Below are 16,114 nucleotides of genomic sequence, written 5' to 3' on the forward strand. Positions count from 1 at the left end.
TCGTCCTTGATGCCGTGTTTCCCTGACTTCGCCCCGCCCTACTGCCCAGCGAGCGTCATCCCATCCACCAGCCAGCTGCCGGTGTGCACGCTGCCGCGGCGGTCGATGTCGTCACCCACCCCCTGCAGGGCGGCGAACATCTCACGCAGATTGCCAGCGACCGTGAACTCCTCCACCGGGTGGGAGATCTCGCCGTTCTCGATCCAGAACCCCGCCGCCCCGCGCGAATAGTCGCCGGTGACGGGATTGAGCCCCTGCCCCATCATCTCGGTGACCATCACCCCGGTGCCCATCTGACGCATCAGCGCCGCCAGCTCAGTGGTCGGCGCCTGGATGCGCACGTTGCGCGCTCCGCCGGCGTTGCCGGTGGTCTGCAGGCCGAGGCGGCGAGCACTGTAAGCCGACAGCATATAGCTGGCCAGACGCCCCTCGTCGATGAAGACGTTGTCGCGGGTGGCCACGCCGTCGCTATCGAAAGCGGAACTCGCCATGCCGCCGCGCTCGCGCGGACGCTCGCCGAGGGAGAACCACTCGGGGAACAGCGTCGCGCCGAGCTGGTCGCAGAGGAACGAGGACTCGCGGTAGAGCGCCCCACCGGCAATGCTGTTGAGCAGGTTGCCCACCAGCCCGCGCGCCATCTCGGGGGCGAACAGCACCGGGAAGCGTCCGGTGCGCGGGCGCCGGGCGTCGAGCCGGCGCAGGGTACGTTCGGCGGCGCTGATGCCGACCTGCTCCGGGCTGGCCAGGTCGCTCGCCCGGCGCGCCGTGGTGAAGTCGTGGTCGCGCTGCATGCCCTCGCCGCTGCCGGCGATCAGCAGGCACGACAGCGAGTGGCGGGTGCCGCGACGGCTGCCCAGAAAGCCATGACTGTTGGCGTAGACCGTCACCGCCTCGGTCGATGACAGGCTGGCGCCCTCCGAGTTGGTGATACCGGCGCGCTCACGCCCGGCCTGCTCGCAGCGCAGCGCCAGCGCCAGCGCGTCGTCGGTCTCCAGCGCCCAGGGGTGATGCAGGTCGAGGTCGGGCAGCTCGGTGGCCATCAGCGCGGCCTCGGCAAGCCCCGCGGCAGGGTCTTCTCCGGTGTGCTGGGCGATCGCGATCGCCTTCTCGACCACCGCGCGCAGCGACGCATCGCTGGCATCCGACGACGACGCGTTACCCTTGCGCTGGCCGACATAGACGGTCACCGCAATGCCCTGGTCGCGCGAGAGCTCGACGCTCTCGGTCTCGCCCAGGCGTACCCCCACGCCGATACCCTGATCGACACTGGCACCCACCTCGCAGGCGTCGGCGCCTAGTTCGGCGGCGAGCGCCAGCGCCCGGGTCGCCCGCTCCTCGAGGCGTGACTGCTGTTCGGCGGCATCGAAGGCCTGACTCATGGCAAACTCCTGATCGATGGTGCCCCGGCCGCGTGAACGGGCCTGGGCGAGCGAGCGGCGGCTGATATACTGCGCCCCCGACTCGCTGCAAATGGTAATGACATGACTTTCGAGGACGCTGCGCCCCCGAGCAAGACACAGCTCAAGAAAGAGATGCAGGAACTGCAGGCGCTGGGCGAACGTATCATCGCCCTGGACCCGGCGGTGCGCGCGCGGCTGCCGCTCTCCGACGAGATGATCGCCGCGGTGGAGGAGACCGGCCGTATCCGCTCCCACGAAGGGCGCCGGCGCCACATGCAGTACGTCGGCAAGGTGATGCGCAAGGAGGACCGCGAGGCGATCCGCGCCGCCTTCGAGGCGATCGACCAGGAGCAGGTCCAGCGCAACGCCGCCTTCCACCGGCTGGAGCAGTGGCGCGACCGCCTGATCGACGACGACACCGCGCTGGAACCGTTCATCGAGGCGCATCCCAGCGTCGACCGCCAGGCGCTGCGCCAGCTGATCCGCAACGCCCGCGCCGAACGCCAGCGCGGCAAGCCGCCGGCCAGCGCGCGCAAGCTGTTCCAGCTGATACGCGACACCGTCGGGCTGTGAGTCGCCCGCCGCGGCCGCCCGGCGACCGCGGCCCGGTGTTCACGACGCCGTGCCACCGACGGTCAGCTCGTCGAGTTTCAACGTCGGCTGGCCCACCCCGACGGGTACGCCCTGCCCCTCCTTGCCACACACCCCGATCCCTGTGTCCAGGGCCATATCGTTGCCGATCATGGAGACCTGGGACATCGCTTCGGGGCCGTTGCCAATCAGGGTCGCACCCTTGACCGGTGCGGTGATGCGACCATCCTCGATCAGATAGGCCTCGGACGCCGAGAACACGAAGCGACCCGAGGTGATATCGACCTGGCCACCGCCGAAACTGACCGCATAGAGCCCGCGCTTGACGCTCTTGACGATCTCTTCGGGGTCGTCGTTTCCCGCCAGCATGCAGGTGTTGGTCATCCGCGGCATGGTCACATGGGCGTAGGATTCGCGCCGCGCATTGCCGGTCGGCTGCATGCCCATCAGGCGTGCGTTGAGCTTGTCCTGCATGTAACCGGTGAGGATGCCATCCTCGATCAGCGGGGTGTACTGCCCCGGCGTCCCCTCGTCATCGATGCTCAGCGAACCGCGGCAGTCGGCCAGGGTCGCGTCGTCGACCACGGTGACGCCGCGCGAGGCGACCTGCTCGCCCAGGCGGCCGGCGAAGGCCGAACTGCCCTTGCGATTGAAGTCACCCTCGAGCCCGTGCCCCACCGCCTCGTGGAGCAGGATGCCGGGCCAGCCGCTGCCCAGCACCACCGGCATCTGGCCCGCCGGCGCCGCCACCGCGTCGAGATTCACCAGCGCCTGGCGCACCGCCTCGCGGGCGTAGATGGTGGCCACCCCGGCGTCGCGCAGTCGGCTCATCGCGTAGCGACCGCCACCGCCGGCGCTGCCACGTTCGCGGCGCCCGTCGCGGGCCACGATCACATTGACGTTGAGCCGCACCAGGGGGCGGATATCCGCCGCCAGGGTGCCGTCGCTGGCGCACACCAGGACCACCTCGTGCACGCCGGTCAGCGAGGCGCTGACCTGGGAGACGGCAGGGTCGGCGGCCCGCGCCACGCGGTCGGCCTCCTTGAGCATGGCGATCTTCTCGTCGGCGGAGAGACCGCTGAGCGGGTCGATCCCGGCATAGCGCGCGCTGGCCGCCACCGCGTGGATCGCCCGCGGCGCCTGGCGGCTGCCGCTGCGCGCGATACCCGAGGCGGTGCGCCCGGTCTCGGCGAGCGCGTCAGCGGTGATCTGGCTCGAATAGGCGAACCCGGTCTTCTCACCGGAGAGCGCGCGCACGCCGACCCCGCCATCGATGCTGTAGCTGGCATCCTTGACCTCGCCATCCTCGAGCACCCACATCTCGTGCCAGGTGCGCTGGAAGAAGAGATCCGCATAGTCGATACCGACGCCCATGGCCTGCCCCAGACCGACGTTCAGCGACGTCTGGTCGAGGCCACCCGGGGCCAGCAGCAGGCTCGAAGCCTGCTTCAAGGCGCTTTCGCTCATGTCTGTCATTGGGCGTTTTCCCGATTGTGGCAGCCGTGTCACGTGCCGTGACGCCCTCTTGCGAGGGGCGCCCGGTACGCGCCGGCTGCCGGATTATTGGGCGCTTTCCACGCTGATATCCGGCGCGGACCAGGGCCCCTGAATGCGATAGTGGACCTGGGTCACGTTGTCGATCCAGCGGCCGAACAGCTGATGGAACACGAACAGCCCCAGGCCGACCTGCGGTGCCCCGGCCATGATCGCCACCAGCGGCAGGTTCTGGCTCACCGGCACCGTGATACCCAGGCGCTGATCCAGCGTCTGGCGGTTGAGATCGACGCTACCCGATAGCGTGAAGCGCGTCGAGGTGCCGTCGACCACCAGCGGCCCGTCACTCTGAATCACGCCGTTGTAGAGCGTGGCGCTGCCCTTGAGCGTATTGAAGGCGGTGCCACTGCTGGTGACGTCGGAGAAATCGAGCTTGAGCCGGCGCAGGATATTGTCGAGATTGAAAAGCCCCACCAGCTTGGCCGAGGAGGAGTGGACCTGGCGCAGACGGCCGTTGCCCAGATCCACCGCCAGCCGGCCACTCGCCAGCGGCAGGGCGAACTGCCATGGGGCACCGGGCCAGGCCAGCTGCAGCCGCCCCTGGGCACGTTCGCTGGTGATCGGCACCTGCTGGTCCAGCGCCGCGAAGGCGCTGCCCAGATTTTTCCCCTTGGCCTGCAGGTTGGCGCGGGTGAGGCTAGCACTCCCCGAGGCCTCCCAGCGCAGGTTGCCGGAGAACCCGATATCGCCCAGCGTCAGCTTCAGCGGGTCGAGGGTCAGGCCGCGGTCATCAGCGCGCCAGCGCGCCTCCAGCGGCCCGAACTGCTTGCCTTGACGCTCGAAGTGCGCAACCTTCACCTGACCTGCCGGCACCCGAGCCAGCCCGTCGGGCAGAGCGATCGGCCGCGGCGCGGTCTCGATCTGCGTCATCAGCGTCTGCCCCATACTCCCACCTTTATCGCCCGCCGCCGGCTTGGGTGTCAGTGCATCGAGATTGAGGCGCGCCAGCGACACGTCGATGGGCACCTCCGCCTGCGGCTGCCAGCGCGCGCGGCCAGCGGCAATCTCGCCATCCAGCGACAGCTGCCAGCCACCGCCGGAGAGTGGCGAAGCGTCGGCCTGCATGCCGCCGAGGCAGCGGCCCTCGACCAGAATACATGGGGTCGCCAGCGCCACCCGCTTCAACCCACCACCATCGTTGACCGGCACCGACTCGGGCTTGTCCAGGTCGTCGGTGATCGCGGTGGGCACCTCACGGCTCGGCTGGGCATCACCAGGGGCCGCCTGCAGCGCCGTCAGCGCGCTGGCCCAGCGCCGGGTATCGAGCCGGTTGGGCCGCCACAGCACGTACCAGCCGGGCTCGCTGGGCCATGCCGCCTGCGCTCCGGGCCAGCCCTCGAGCCACACCTGCCCCTGCACCTGCTCACCCAGGGTGCGCCAGCGCGCGCGGCCCCAGTCAGCCAGGGTGACCGAACCCGAGCCAGCGGCGATATCGGCATCGATGGCCAGCGGCTCGCGGTGCCCGGCCGCCTTGCCGAACGGCGCGGGCAGCTGAATGGCAAGCCCCTCGAGATCGCTGCGCACGGCGAGGCTGGCATTGTTCTGGTCATCGAAAGAGACCTGAGCGCGGTAGGGGAAGAAGCCGCTGGCCAGACCACCGACCCGCGAGAGACCGGCCCAGCCCAGCAGCCCACGGGCCAGGGCGCGCCCCTCGAAGGTGATGCCCTGCCCCTGGGCGCCGCCGATATCGAAGGTCGCCAGCAGCGGACCGTCGAAGGCCCGAGCGCCGAGCTGGCCCTGGAGATAGTCCTGGCCCTTCTGGTGACGATAGTGCAGCGGCCCGTTGATCCCGCCGAGGGTCAACTGCAGTTCCGGAAAGGTCAGCGACTCGACGTTGGCATGTCCCTGGACGTCGACGCTCAGGTCAGTCTCGGCATCGCTCTGCGGGGTCATCGGCAGCGCGATGTGCAGTGCCGCATCGACCTTGCCCTGGCTGCGCCACAGACCGAAGGTACGGCTCAGATCGTCGAGCGGCGCCTGGGACAGGAAGCCGAGCAGGCCCGCACTGCTGCCGCTGACGTCGCCGCTGATCGCCAGCTGCTGGTCGGCCAGCGTGACCACGGCATCGCGGGTGGTCAGGCCATGGCTGCTGGCATGGTCGATCTGCGCCTGCAGGTTCATGTTGTGCATCTGCAGGTGGCCGTAGACCTGCTCCAGCGCCGGCCAGTCGGGGGCGTACTGTAGCCGCCCATCGGCGATATCCAGCGCCAGGGTGAAACGATCGTCGGGGTTGGAGAACATCTGCGCCTCGGGCGCCTCCTTGTCGCTCAGGGTGAGCGATAGCCCCAGCCGGCCGTGCTTGACCACCCCGCCGATATCGCCGCCCAGCCACTGCATCAGCTCGGGATCGTCGAGCGCCCGCGTCGGCAGCCACGGCAGCAGCCGTGTACGCCGCGCATCGGCATCGGCGAAGGCGAGATCGAGCATGAAGGCCCCGGGCTTGTCCTTGGCATCGTAAAGCGTCAGCCCGAAGCGTCCGCTGGCGCTCGCCCCGCGCCATCCGGCGCGCAGATGCTCGCCGCTGAGCACGGCACCATCGTGGGTCAGATGCCAGTCGATAATCCCGCTGGCAGCGGAGAGTACGAGCGGTTCGGCATAGACCGAAGGCAGCAGGAAGCGGGTCTGCGGACCGCCGGCAAAAGCCACCCGCCCGCCACGCCCGCGGAAAGTCGCCCAGGCGTCGAAGGGCCCTCCGCCCGGGGCGTCGTCCCAGGCCGACACCGAGACACCCTCCAGCGCCGCCTGGGCGTACCACTCGCCGGCATCGCGCCCCACTTCCAGGCCGGCCACGCGGCCTTGCGGGTCGAGTTTCCGCAGCGGCTTGAGCAGTGCCTCGGGCAGCGGCAGCTGGCGTAGCGACGCGACCATGCCGCCGAGGGCGAAGGGTGTACTCCGCAGCCACCAGCCTTGGGGCGTCGAGCGCGCCTGCAGACGCTGTGGCCAGCTCGGCAGCGGCGCGATATCCGCGGCGGCGCCAGCGCCTTGAGTTCCCGGTACTCGAGTTGCGGATACTTGAGTTCCCGACACTTGAGTTCCGGATTTTTGGGCCAGACGCAGGTCATCGGCCCAGGCCTGCCACTGTCCGTCGGCATCCCGGGTCAGCCCGCCCTCGACGCCGATATCGTTCAAGGTGTGAGTCTTGCCATCGCCGCTGTCGACGACCTGCAGCGTGGGCACGTCGAGGGCCAGGCGGGCCTGGCGCAGGCCTCCATCGCGCCACTCGCCGCTGGCCGAGAGTTCGCCATCGAGTGCCGCCAGCGAGCGCGGATAAGGCTGAGTCAACAGCGCCAACAGCGGTGTCAGCACGCCCAGATCGAACCTGCCGTCGAAGCGCGCGACCGGCCCCGTGCCTGCGCCGCTTGCGCCCGCCACGCCGCTATCGACGCTGAGCTGCAACCGCCCCGCCGACTCGGCATCCGCCGGGCTAGCCTCGTCCGCCGCCTGCCCCGCAGCGCCGGCCAGGCGTGCGACCAGCGACGCCTGGCCGTCGCGGCTGGCCAGGTCCAGCCGCGACAGGGTCAGGGGGCGGGTCTCGCCATTGGCATGCAACACCAGGGTCACATTCTCGAGCACCGCCTGCTGATGGGTCAGCCAGACGAGCCAGCGGTCGAGGTCGGGGGGCGCGCTGGCGGCGTCATCGTCACGCGCGCCGAACCAGCGACTGCCGGCACCATCGGGCCACCCCCAACCGCCTTTGGCGCTGCGGTAGAGGTGTAGCGTCAGGCCCTCGAGCGTCGCCGGCGTAAAGACCGGCGCGCGCTGGTCCCAACTGGCGCCGCTATCGAGCCGCGCATGGGCATGCGCGACCTCCAGCAGCGGCTGGCCGCCCTGGCTCTTCAGGTCGAGATCGTCGAGGCTCAGGCTCGGGTCGAAGCGGGACAGCGAGAGCGACAGCCCCCCGAGGTTGCCCTGGGTCTCCAGGCTGGCGTCGAGCCACGCCATCAGCGGCGGCGCCAGACGCTCGCTCTGCCAGGCCAGCAGGCGCACCCCGCTGACCACCAGCGCCAGCACCAGGGCGAGCACGGCGACCAGCGTGAGCAGCCAGCGGAGGGTGATGCGCAGCGGGCTCATCGGGTTACATCAACACGATGTCGTACTGTTCCTGGGAGTAGTGCGCCTCGACCTGGAACCGGATCGTCTTGCCGATGAAGGATTCGAGATCCGCCACCGCCGCCGACTCCTCGTCGAGCAGGCGGTCGACCACGGACTGCGAAGCCAGCACCATATAGGTCTCGGGCGAATAGGCCCGCTCCTCGCGCAGGATCTCGCGAAAGATTTCGTAGCATATGGTTTCCGGTGTCTTCAGCGTGCCGCGCCCATGACAGGTAGGACAAGGCTCGCACAGCGTCTGTTCCAGACTTTCGCGGGTGCGCTTGCGGGTCAGCTGCACCAGGCCGAGCTCGGTGACACCGGTCAGCTTGTTCTTGGCATGGTCGCGCTCGAGCGCCTTCTCCAGCACACGTAACACCTGGCGCTGATGCTCGAGCTCTTCCATGTCGATGAAATCGATGATGATGATGCCGCCGAGATTGCGCAGCCGCAGCTGCCGGGCGATCGCCGTGGCGGCCTCGAGATTGGTCTTGAAGATCGTCTCTTCGAGATTGCGATGACCGACGTAGCCGCCGGTGTTGACGTCGATGGTGGTCATCGCCTCGGTCTGGTCGATCACCAGATAGCCACCGGACTTGAGCTGCACCTTGCGCCCCAGCGCCTTCTGGATCTCGTCCTCGACGCTGTAGAGATCGAAGATCGGGCGCTCGCCCGGGTAATACTCGATGCACGACTCCACCGTGGGCATGAACTCGCGAGCGAACTCCTTGAGTTTGAAGTAGTTCTCGCGCGAGTCGATGCGGATCTTCTCGATCTGGTCGCGCATCACGTCGCGCAGCGTGCGCACGAACAGCGGCAGGTCGTCATAGATCGGGCTCGGGGTGGGCGCGCTGATCCGCCGTTCGGCCACCCTCAACCACAGCCGCTGCAGGAACACGATATCGGCGAGCAGCTCCTCGCGCCCCACCCCCTCCGCCGCGGTGCGGATGATGAAGCCGCCCTGCTGCTCGTCCGCCAGCTCGGCCTGGCCGCTCGCGACCAGCGTCTTGAGCCGCTCGCGCTCGGCGTCGTCCTCGATGCGCTGGGAGACGCCGACATGCGGCGAGTCCGGCATATAGACCAGATAGCGTGAGGGAATCGAGAGATGGGTGGTCAGGCGGGCGCCCTTGGAGCCGATCGGATCCTTGGTGACCTGGACCACCAGCGACTGTCCGGCATGCAGGAGATGACTGATCGAGGCGGGCTCGGCCTGCGGCGAATCGGGCGCCACCACCTCATTGACATGAATGAAGGCAGCACGCTCCAGTCCGATATCGACGAAGGCTGCCTGCATGCCCGGCAGCACCCGCACCACCTTGCCCTTGTAGATATTGCCGACGATGCCCCGCCGCCGACTGCGCTCGATGAAGGCTTCCTGCAGCACGCCGTTCTCGACCACCGCCACGCGGGTCTCCATCGGCGTCAGATTGATCAAAACCTCACCGCTCATGCGGGCATCCTTGTCACGGGTTGTCGGGCGCGGGTGGAATCCCTCGTCAGTTGCCGGTGCTGCTGGTGGCGATGGCTGTCTCGCTGTCAGGATTATGACACAGCCCCGGCACTCTCCCACAAGGCAGGGCCGCTCAGCGCCCTGCGCAAGTGGCGCTTCACGATAACCAGGTGCGCCTACAAGATCTGGATGCCCTGCGCCTGCAGGAGTTCCGCAGTCTCGTAGAGCGGCAGCCCGACCACCGCGGAGTAGCTGCCTTCGAGCCGCTCGACGAAGATCGCAGCACGCCCCTGCACCGCGTAGCCGCCGGCCTTGTCGGCTGGCTCGCCGGTGGCCCAGTAGGCAGCCATCTCCGCCTCGCTCAAGGTCCGCAGCCATACCCGGGTCACCACCCGGCACTCGAGCAGCCCGCGGTGGCCGATCAGCGCCACCGCCGAGAGCACCCGATGCTCGCGCCCGGAGAGCGCGCGCCACATGGAGCAGGCATGCGCCAGATCACGCGGCTTGCCGAACACCTCATCGTCGCATACCACCACGGTATCCGCGCCCAGCGTCGGCAGCGCACTACCGCTGTGCCCCGCCAGCGCCTTCTCCCGCGCCAGGCGGCTGACGAAGATCTCGGGTGTCTCGTCGCTAACGCGCGACTCGTCGATATCCGCCGGCGAGACCTCGACCTCGACGCCGATGCTCGCGAGCAGCTCGCGCCGGCGCGGCGAGGCCGATGCCAGCCGCAACTGCGGCGAGGAAGCGGCAGACGAAGCCGCGGCAGACCCAGAAGAGGAGGAAACGGGTGCGCCAGACATGGCTGCGAACTCCTGAAACCGAAAGCGGATAGAAAGCGGCACCCGACGCGGGCCGATCGAGCCAGCTCAGCCGATGCCCAGGCGGCGTCTGACGGCCTGCATCATGGTGAACAGCCAAGGCCACAGCAGTGCGCCGATCAGCGCCGGGATCAGGAACTCCAGACTCACCGAGACGGGACCGAAAATGGTGCGCAACCACTGCTCCACCAGTTGCCCGATGCCCAGCAGTACGAACACCAGTACCGCCTGCTGCCAGATCGAATAGACCCGGAAGCGCTGGTAGAGCAGCAGGAAGAGATAGGCCAGCAGCGACAGCGTCAGCGCGTTCTGCCCCAGGGGCGCACCCTCGATCAGATCCAGCAGCAGGCCGAGCACAAAGCCATGGATGACCCCTACCCGCTGGGGTGTCGCCACGCACCAGTAGGCGAGCAGCACGCCGAGCCAGTCCGGGCGCCACACCAGCCAGGCGTCGGGCAACGGCATCACCTGCAGGCAGAGCGCCAGCAGCAGGGTGAACCAGACGAATAGATAACCGAAGAGCCCCATACTCACGGTGCCCCCTCCGCTTGCAGACGCAGCGCCGCTTTCAGCGCCGCTTCACTGACCCGATGGGCATCGGGATGCGCCGGGTCCCCCGGCCACACGATCTGACGCGCCATGCTCTCCGGGTCGCCCAGCCCGCTCGCATCCGGCGGCGAAGGCGGAAACAGCAGCAGGAAGTAGCGCGAGCGCTCGGGCTGCGCGATCGGCTCGGCGGTGACTTCCATGAACGCCTGACTAGACTCACGCTTGACCTCGGTCACCCGCGCCACCGGATAGCCCTGGGGGAAGCGCCCGCCCAGCCCGGAGGTGACCAACAGGTCGCCCTCGCGGATGTCGGCGGTGGCCGGCACGCTGGGGATATCGAGCGTATCCAGTTGGCCGGTGCCCTGGGCGATGAAACGCAGACCGTTGCGGTTGATCTCCACCGGCACCGCATGGTTGGCGTCGGCCACCATCAGCACCCGGCTGGTGTAGGCGGAGACCGAGACCACCTGACCGATCAGCCCCGAGGCATCCATCACCGGCTGGCCGATATAGACACCGTCACGCCGCCCGCGGTTGATCACCATCTGCTGGGTGAAGGGGTCGGAGTCCAGCGACAGCAGCTCCGCGGTGATGTAGGGCACATCATCGGGGTTGGGCGCATGAAGGAGTTCGCGCAGGTGCACGTTCTCGGCGGTCAGGCTGGCCATGCGCTGGACCCGGTTGGAGAGCGTCAGCAGCTGCTCGCGCAGGCGGCCGTTCTCGTCGATCAGGCTCTGCTTGTCGGAGAACGCCATGGCGCCCCAGCGCACGCCCTCACTGGGCAGGCTCACCAGCCACTGGATCGGCGCCACGATGGAGGTCATATGGGAACGTGCCGACTCCACCGCACTGAAGCGGTGTTCGGCAAACATCAGCCCGAATGCGAGTACCGCACACAGCAGCATGCGGTACGTCGGCACCGGGCCGTAGGAGAACAGCGGTTTGATAGGCCTCACCCCCGCCTACCGGTGACCGGGCCGCAGGCGCGGCGCCGGTCGCGGATGGCCTCAATCGCTGGAGAGCAGTTCGAAGGTGTGCTGGTCGATCATCTCCAGCGCCTTGCCGCCGCCGCGCGCCACGCAGGTGAGCGGATCTTCGGCGATGATCACCGGCAGGCCGGTCTCCTCGGCGATCAACTTGTCGATGTCGCGCAGCAGCGCCCCACCACCGGTGAGCACCAGGCCACGCTCGGCGATATCCGAGGCCAGCTCCGGCGGCGACTGCTCGAGGGCGCTCTTGACCGCGGCGACGATCGCTGCCAGCGGCTCCTGCAGCGCGTCCAGAATCTCGTGGGAGTTGAGCGTGAAGCTGCGCGGGATGCCCTCGGCCAGGTTGCGCCCGCGCACGTCGATCTCGCGCAGCTCGCCACCCGGGTAGGCACATCCCACCTCCTCCTTGATCCGCTCCGCAGTGGCTTCGCCGATCAGGCTGCCGTAGTGCCGGCGCACATAGGAGGTGATCGCCTCGTCGAAGCGGTCGCCGCCGATACGTACGGACTCGGAGTAGACCACGCCATTGAGCGAGATGATCGCGATCTCGGTGGTACCGCCACCGATATCCACGACCATCGAGCCCTGCGCCTCCTCGACCGGCAGACCGGCGCCGATGGCCGCAGCCATCGGCTCTTCGATCAGATAGACATCGCGGGCGCCGGCGCCCTCGGCCGACTCCTTGATCGCGCGGCGCTCGACCTGCGTCGACATGCAGGGAACGCAGACCAGAACGCGCGGACTGGGCGTGAGGAAGGTGCTCTGATGCACTTTGCGAATGAAGTGCTGCAGCATCTGCTCGGTAACGGTGAAATCAGCGATGACACCATCCTTCATGGGACGGATGGCAGTGATGTTACCGGGCGTGCGCCCCAGCATCCGCTTGGCGTCGAGACCGACGGCGGCGACGCTACGCATGTTACCGGATTGGCGAATCGCCACGACGGAGGGTTCGTCCAGGACGATACCGCGACCGCGGACATAAATCAGCGTGTTGGCAGTTCCCAGGTCGATCGACAGATCGCTCGAGAACAGCCCCCGTAAACGTTTAAACATGGAAACTTTTACCTAGTCCAGACCGGAACCCTGTGCGGACGCAAACGGTATCATCGTGGGGGGGAAGCAGCAAGCACGCGCCTGCCAGTTCGGGGCCGAATATGCTAAGGTTTGCGCCATTTATCGGCCTATCTTCACGGCGCGTTTTTTGGACCCCGTTTTCCACCCCATTTCGAGACGAGGAACGACACTCATGGCAATCGAACATGCGGACGTATTGAGAGCCGCGCACCTGGCTCGACTGGGCATCAACAGCGATGCCGAGGCGTCCGGCTACGTCGACGATCTGTCGCGCATTCTGGAGATGGTCGACCGTCTCCAGGCTGTCGATACCCAGGGCATCGAGCCGCTGTCGCACCCGCTCGACACCACCCAGCGCCTGCGCGCCGACGAGGTCACCGAGGAGAACCAGCGCGAACGCTTCCAGGCCTGCGCACCGGCTACCGCCGAGGGCCTCTATCTGGTGCCCCGGGTGGTCGAGTAACACGCTCGCACGCGAGATCTTTTTCCGGGCCGGCGCCGCGCGGCGCCCACGGTTCCATAGCCAGACCCGCTTCTAGACAGGAACTCTCTCCATGCACGAGATGACGCTCACGGAACTCGCCAAGGGCCTCAAGGCCGGCGATTTTTCCAGCCGCGAGCTCACGACCAGCCTGCTCGACCGCATCGAGCGCCTGGATGGCGAACTCAACACTTTCATCACCGTGACCCGCGACCAGGCGCTGGCTGCGGCCGATGCCGCCGACCAGGCGCGTGCCCGCGGCGACGAGCGCCCGCTGGCCGGGCTGCCGCTGGCGTTGAAGGACATCTTCTGTACCCGCGGCGTGCGCACCAGCTGCGGCTCGAAGATGCTCGACAACTTCGTCTCGCCCTATGACGCCACCGTGGTCGAGAAGCTCGAGGCGGCCGGCATGGTCAGTCTGGGCAAGACCAACATGGACGAGTTCGCCATGGGCTCCTCCAACGAAAACAGCTTCTACGGCGCGGTCAAGAACCCGTGGGACAAGCACGCGGTGCCCGGTGGCTCCTCCGGCGGCAGCGCCGCTGCAGTCGCCGCCGGCTTCACCCCGGCGGCACTGGGTACCGACACCGGCGGTTCGATCCGTCAGCCGGCCGCCTTCTGCGGCGTGACCGGGCTCAAGCCGACCTATGGCCGCGTCTCGCGTTACGGCATGATCGCCTACGCCTCGAGTCTCGATCAGGGCGGGCCGATGGCGCGCAGCGCAGAAGACTGCGCGCATCTGCTCGGCGCCATCGCCGGCCATGACCTGCGCGACTCCACCAGCGTCGCCCGGGTGGTCCCGGACTACCTGGCCGAGCTCGACACGCCGCTGGCCGGGCTCAAGATCGGCCTGCCCAAGGAGTATTTCGGCGATGGCCTCGACCCGGAAGTCGAGCGCGCGGTGCGCGAGGCGATCGGCGTCTACGAGTCGCTCGGCGCCAAGGTGTGCGAGGTAAGCCTGCCGCACACCCACTTGGCGATCCCGGCCTACTACGTCATCGCCCCGGCGGAAGCCTCTTCGAACCTCTCGCGCTACGACGGCGTGCGCTTCGGCCACCGCTGCAACGCCCCGGCAGATCTCGAGGATCTCTACAAGCGCTCCCGCGCCGAAGGCTTCGGCGACGAGGTCAAGCGCCGTATTCTGATCGGCACCCACACCCTCTCCGAAGGCTTCTTCGATGCCTACTATCGCAAGGCGCAGCAGGTCCGCCGGCTGATCCGCCAGGACTTCCTCGACGCCTTCGACGAGGTCGACGTGCTGATGGGCCCGGCCGCGCCGACCCCGGCGTTCGATCTCGGCGCCAAGAAAGACCCGGTCTCGATGTATCTGCAGGACATCTACACCATCGCCATCAACCTGGCGGGCATCCCGGGCATCAGCGTGCCCGCCGGTTTCTCCGGCCAGGGGCAGCGGCCGATCGGCCTGCAGATTCTGGGCCAGCACTTCGCCGAAGCGCAGCTGCTCAACGTGGCGCATCAATTCCAGCAGGCGACCGATTGGCATCGCCGCCACCCGAGCCTCGACCAGGAGACGATCTAATGCAGTGGGAAACCGTCATCGGGTTGGAAGTGCACGTACAGCTGGCGACCCAATCCAAGATCTTTTCCGGCGCCTCCACCGCCTTCGGTGCCGAGCCCAACACCCAGGCTTGCGCCATCGACCTAGGGCTGCCCGGCGTACTGCCGGTGCTCAACGAGGGCGCGGTGGCAATGGCGGTGCAGTTCGGCCTCGCCATCGACGCGCACATTCCCGACACCTCGCTGTTCGAGCGCAAGAACTACTTCTACCCCGATCTGCCCAAGGGCTATCAGACCAGCCAGATGGCCCAGCCCATCGTTGGCAAGGGGGAAGTCGAGATCGTGCTGGATGACGACGTGCGCAAGCGAATCCGCATCCACCACGCCCACCTGGAAGAGGACGCCGGCAAGTCGCTGCACGAAGACTTCCATGGCATGAGCGGCATCGATCTCAACCGGGCCGGCACGCCGCTGCTGGAGATCGTCTCCGAACCCGACATGCGCTCGGCCAAGGAAGCGGTCGCCTACATACGCGCGATCCACGCCATCGTCACCTACCTGGGCATCTCCGACGGCAACATGGCCGAGGGCTCGATGCGCTGCGACGTCAACGTCTCGGTGCGCCCCAAGGGCCAGGAAGCCTTCGGCACCCGCGCCGAGATCAAGAACGTCAACTCCTTCCGTTTCGTCGAGCGGGCGATCGAGTTCGAGGTCGAGCGCCAGATCGAGCTGATCGAAGATGGCGGCAAGGTGGTTCAGGAGACGCGACTCTACGATCCGGACCAGGACGAGACCCGCAGCATGCGCACCAAGGAGGAAGCCAACGACTACCGCTACTTCCCCTGCCCCGACCTGCTGCCGGTGATGCTCGATGCCGCCTATATCGATCACCAGCGCACGACCCTGCCGGAGCTGCCTACCGAAAAGCGCCACCGTTTCGAGAACGCCCTGGGGCTCTCGGCCTACGACGCCAGCGTGCTCTCCTCGACCCGCCCGATGGCCGAATACTTCGAAGCGGTGCTCGCGGTGTGCGGCGATGCCAAGCAGGCGGCCAACTGGGTGCAAGGCGAACTCTCCGGGCATCTCAACCGCGAGAACATCGACATCAGCAACAGCCCGGTCACCCCGGAGCAGCTGGGAGGCCTGGTCAGCCGCGTGCTCGATGACACCATCAACGGCAAGGCGGCCAAGCAGGTCTTCGCGGCCCTGTGGAACAACGAAGGCCAGAGCGCCGACGAGATCATCGAGGCACGCGGGCTCAAGCAGGTCACCGACACTGGCGCCATCGAAGCGATGATCGACCAGGTCATCGCGGACAGCCCGGTGCAGGTCGCCCAGTACCGCGACGCCGACCCGGAGAAGCGCGGCAAGATGATCGGCTACTTCGTCGGCCAGGTGATGAAAGCCTCCCGCGGCACCGCCAACCCGCAGCAGGTCAACGGCCTGCTCAAGCAAAAGCTGGACGAAGCCTGAGCCAACGCTCGATCAACCAGCCAGCACAACGAAAAAGCCCATGGCCAAGGCCATGGGCTTTTGTGTGGTAGGAGCGGAATGCTCTGTTTCACGATCTGTTTGTCGCAGTGCTTTCCCGACGC

General features: G+C 67.6%; 12 protein-coding genes. 4 read left to right on the forward strand and 8 right to left on the reverse strand.

Annotation, left to right across the window (positions count from 1 at the left end):
* Positions 1-38 precede the first annotated feature (38 nt).
* Positions 39-1,379, reverse strand: coding sequence for a metalloprotease PmbA (gene pmbA, locus DOM67_RS12535; RefSeq protein WP_110676333.1), 1,341 nt, complete (start codon positions 1,377-1,379; stop codon positions 39-41).
* A 102-nt stretch (positions 1,380-1,481) separates the two neighbouring features.
* Between pmbA and yjgA the strand changes: the two genes are divergently transcribed.
* Positions 1,482-1,973: a ribosome biogenesis factor YjgA gene (gene yjgA, locus DOM67_RS12540; protein ID WP_110676335.1), complete on the forward strand. Its 492-nt coding sequence runs from the start codon at positions 1,482-1,484 to the stop codon at positions 1,971-1,973.
* Between the two features lie 39 nt (positions 1,974-2,012).
* Here yjgA and tldD read toward each other — a convergent pair whose 3' ends face one another.
* From tldD to DOM67_RS12575, 7 genes are all read right to left on the reverse strand, one after another.
* Positions 2,013-3,467 carry a metalloprotease TldD gene (gene tldD / locus DOM67_RS12545; protein ID WP_110676337.1) on the reverse strand — a complete coding sequence of 485 codons (1,455 nt, stop codon included), beginning with the start codon at positions 3,465-3,467 and terminating at the stop codon, positions 2,013-2,015.
* 84 nt (positions 3,468-3,551) lie between these two features.
* Positions 3,552-7,616: an AsmA-like C-terminal region-containing protein gene (locus DOM67_RS12550; protein WP_110676339.1), complete on the reverse strand. Its 4,065-nt coding sequence runs from the start codon at positions 7,614-7,616 to the stop codon at positions 3,552-3,554.
* 4 nt (positions 7,617-7,620) lie between these two features.
* Positions 7,621-9,084, reverse strand: a complete 1,464-nt coding sequence (gene rng, locus DOM67_RS12555) for a ribonuclease G (RefSeq protein ID WP_110676341.1) — start codon at positions 9,082-9,084, stop codon at positions 7,621-7,623.
* A 176-nt stretch (positions 9,085-9,260) separates the two neighbouring features.
* Positions 9,261-9,887: a Maf family protein gene (locus DOM67_RS12560; protein WP_110676343.1), complete on the reverse strand. Its 627-nt coding sequence runs from the start codon at positions 9,885-9,887 to the stop codon at positions 9,261-9,263.
* A gap of 66 nt (positions 9,888-9,953) precedes the next feature.
* Positions 9,954-10,433, reverse strand: coding sequence for a rod shape-determining protein MreD (mreD, locus tag DOM67_RS12565; RefSeq protein ID WP_110676345.1), 480 nt, complete (start codon positions 10,431-10,433; stop codon positions 9,954-9,956).
* 2 nt (positions 10,434-10,435) lie between these two features.
* Positions 10,436-11,410 (reverse strand): rod shape-determining protein MreC, encoded by a 975-nt coding sequence (gene mreC / locus DOM67_RS12570; protein ID WP_280951066.1) that lies wholly within the window; start codon positions 11,408-11,410, stop codon positions 10,436-10,438.
* Between the two features lie 51 nt (positions 11,411-11,461).
* Positions 11,462-12,499: a rod shape-determining protein gene (locus tag DOM67_RS12575; protein WP_035473851.1), complete on the reverse strand. Its 1,038-nt coding sequence runs from the start codon at positions 12,497-12,499 to the stop codon at positions 11,462-11,464.
* 193 nt (positions 12,500-12,692) lie between these two features.
* On the opposite strand from DOM67_RS12575, the gene gatC reads away from it, so the two are divergent.
* The 3 genes from gatC (at position 12,693) to gatB (ending at position 15,992) form a co-directional block, all read left to right on the forward strand.
* The gene (gene gatC / locus DOM67_RS12580; protein WP_106420502.1) at positions 12,693-12,983 is read left to right on the forward strand and encodes an Asp-tRNA(Asn)/Glu-tRNA(Gln) amidotransferase subunit GatC; all 291 of its coding nucleotides are present in this window, start codon (positions 12,693-12,695) and stop codon (positions 12,981-12,983) included.
* A 91-nt stretch (positions 12,984-13,074) separates the two neighbouring features.
* Positions 13,075-14,541, forward strand: a complete 1,467-nt coding sequence (gatA, locus tag DOM67_RS12585) for an Asp-tRNA(Asn)/Glu-tRNA(Gln) amidotransferase subunit GatA (RefSeq protein WP_110676349.1) — start codon at positions 13,075-13,077, stop codon at positions 14,539-14,541.
* A complete protein-coding gene (gatB, locus tag DOM67_RS12590) occupies positions 14,541-15,992 on the forward strand; it encodes an Asp-tRNA(Asn)/Glu-tRNA(Gln) amidotransferase subunit GatB (protein WP_110676351.1) in 1,452 nt (483 codons plus the stop codon). The genes gatA and gatB overlap by 1 nt, the downstream gene beginning before the upstream one ends.
* Positions 15,993-16,114 lie beyond the last annotated feature (122 nt).

Source organism: Salinicola sp. RZ23 (assembly GCF_003206675.1).
Classification (GTDB): domain Bacteria; phylum Pseudomonadota; class Gammaproteobacteria; order Pseudomonadales; family Halomonadaceae; genus Salinicola; species Salinicola endophyticus.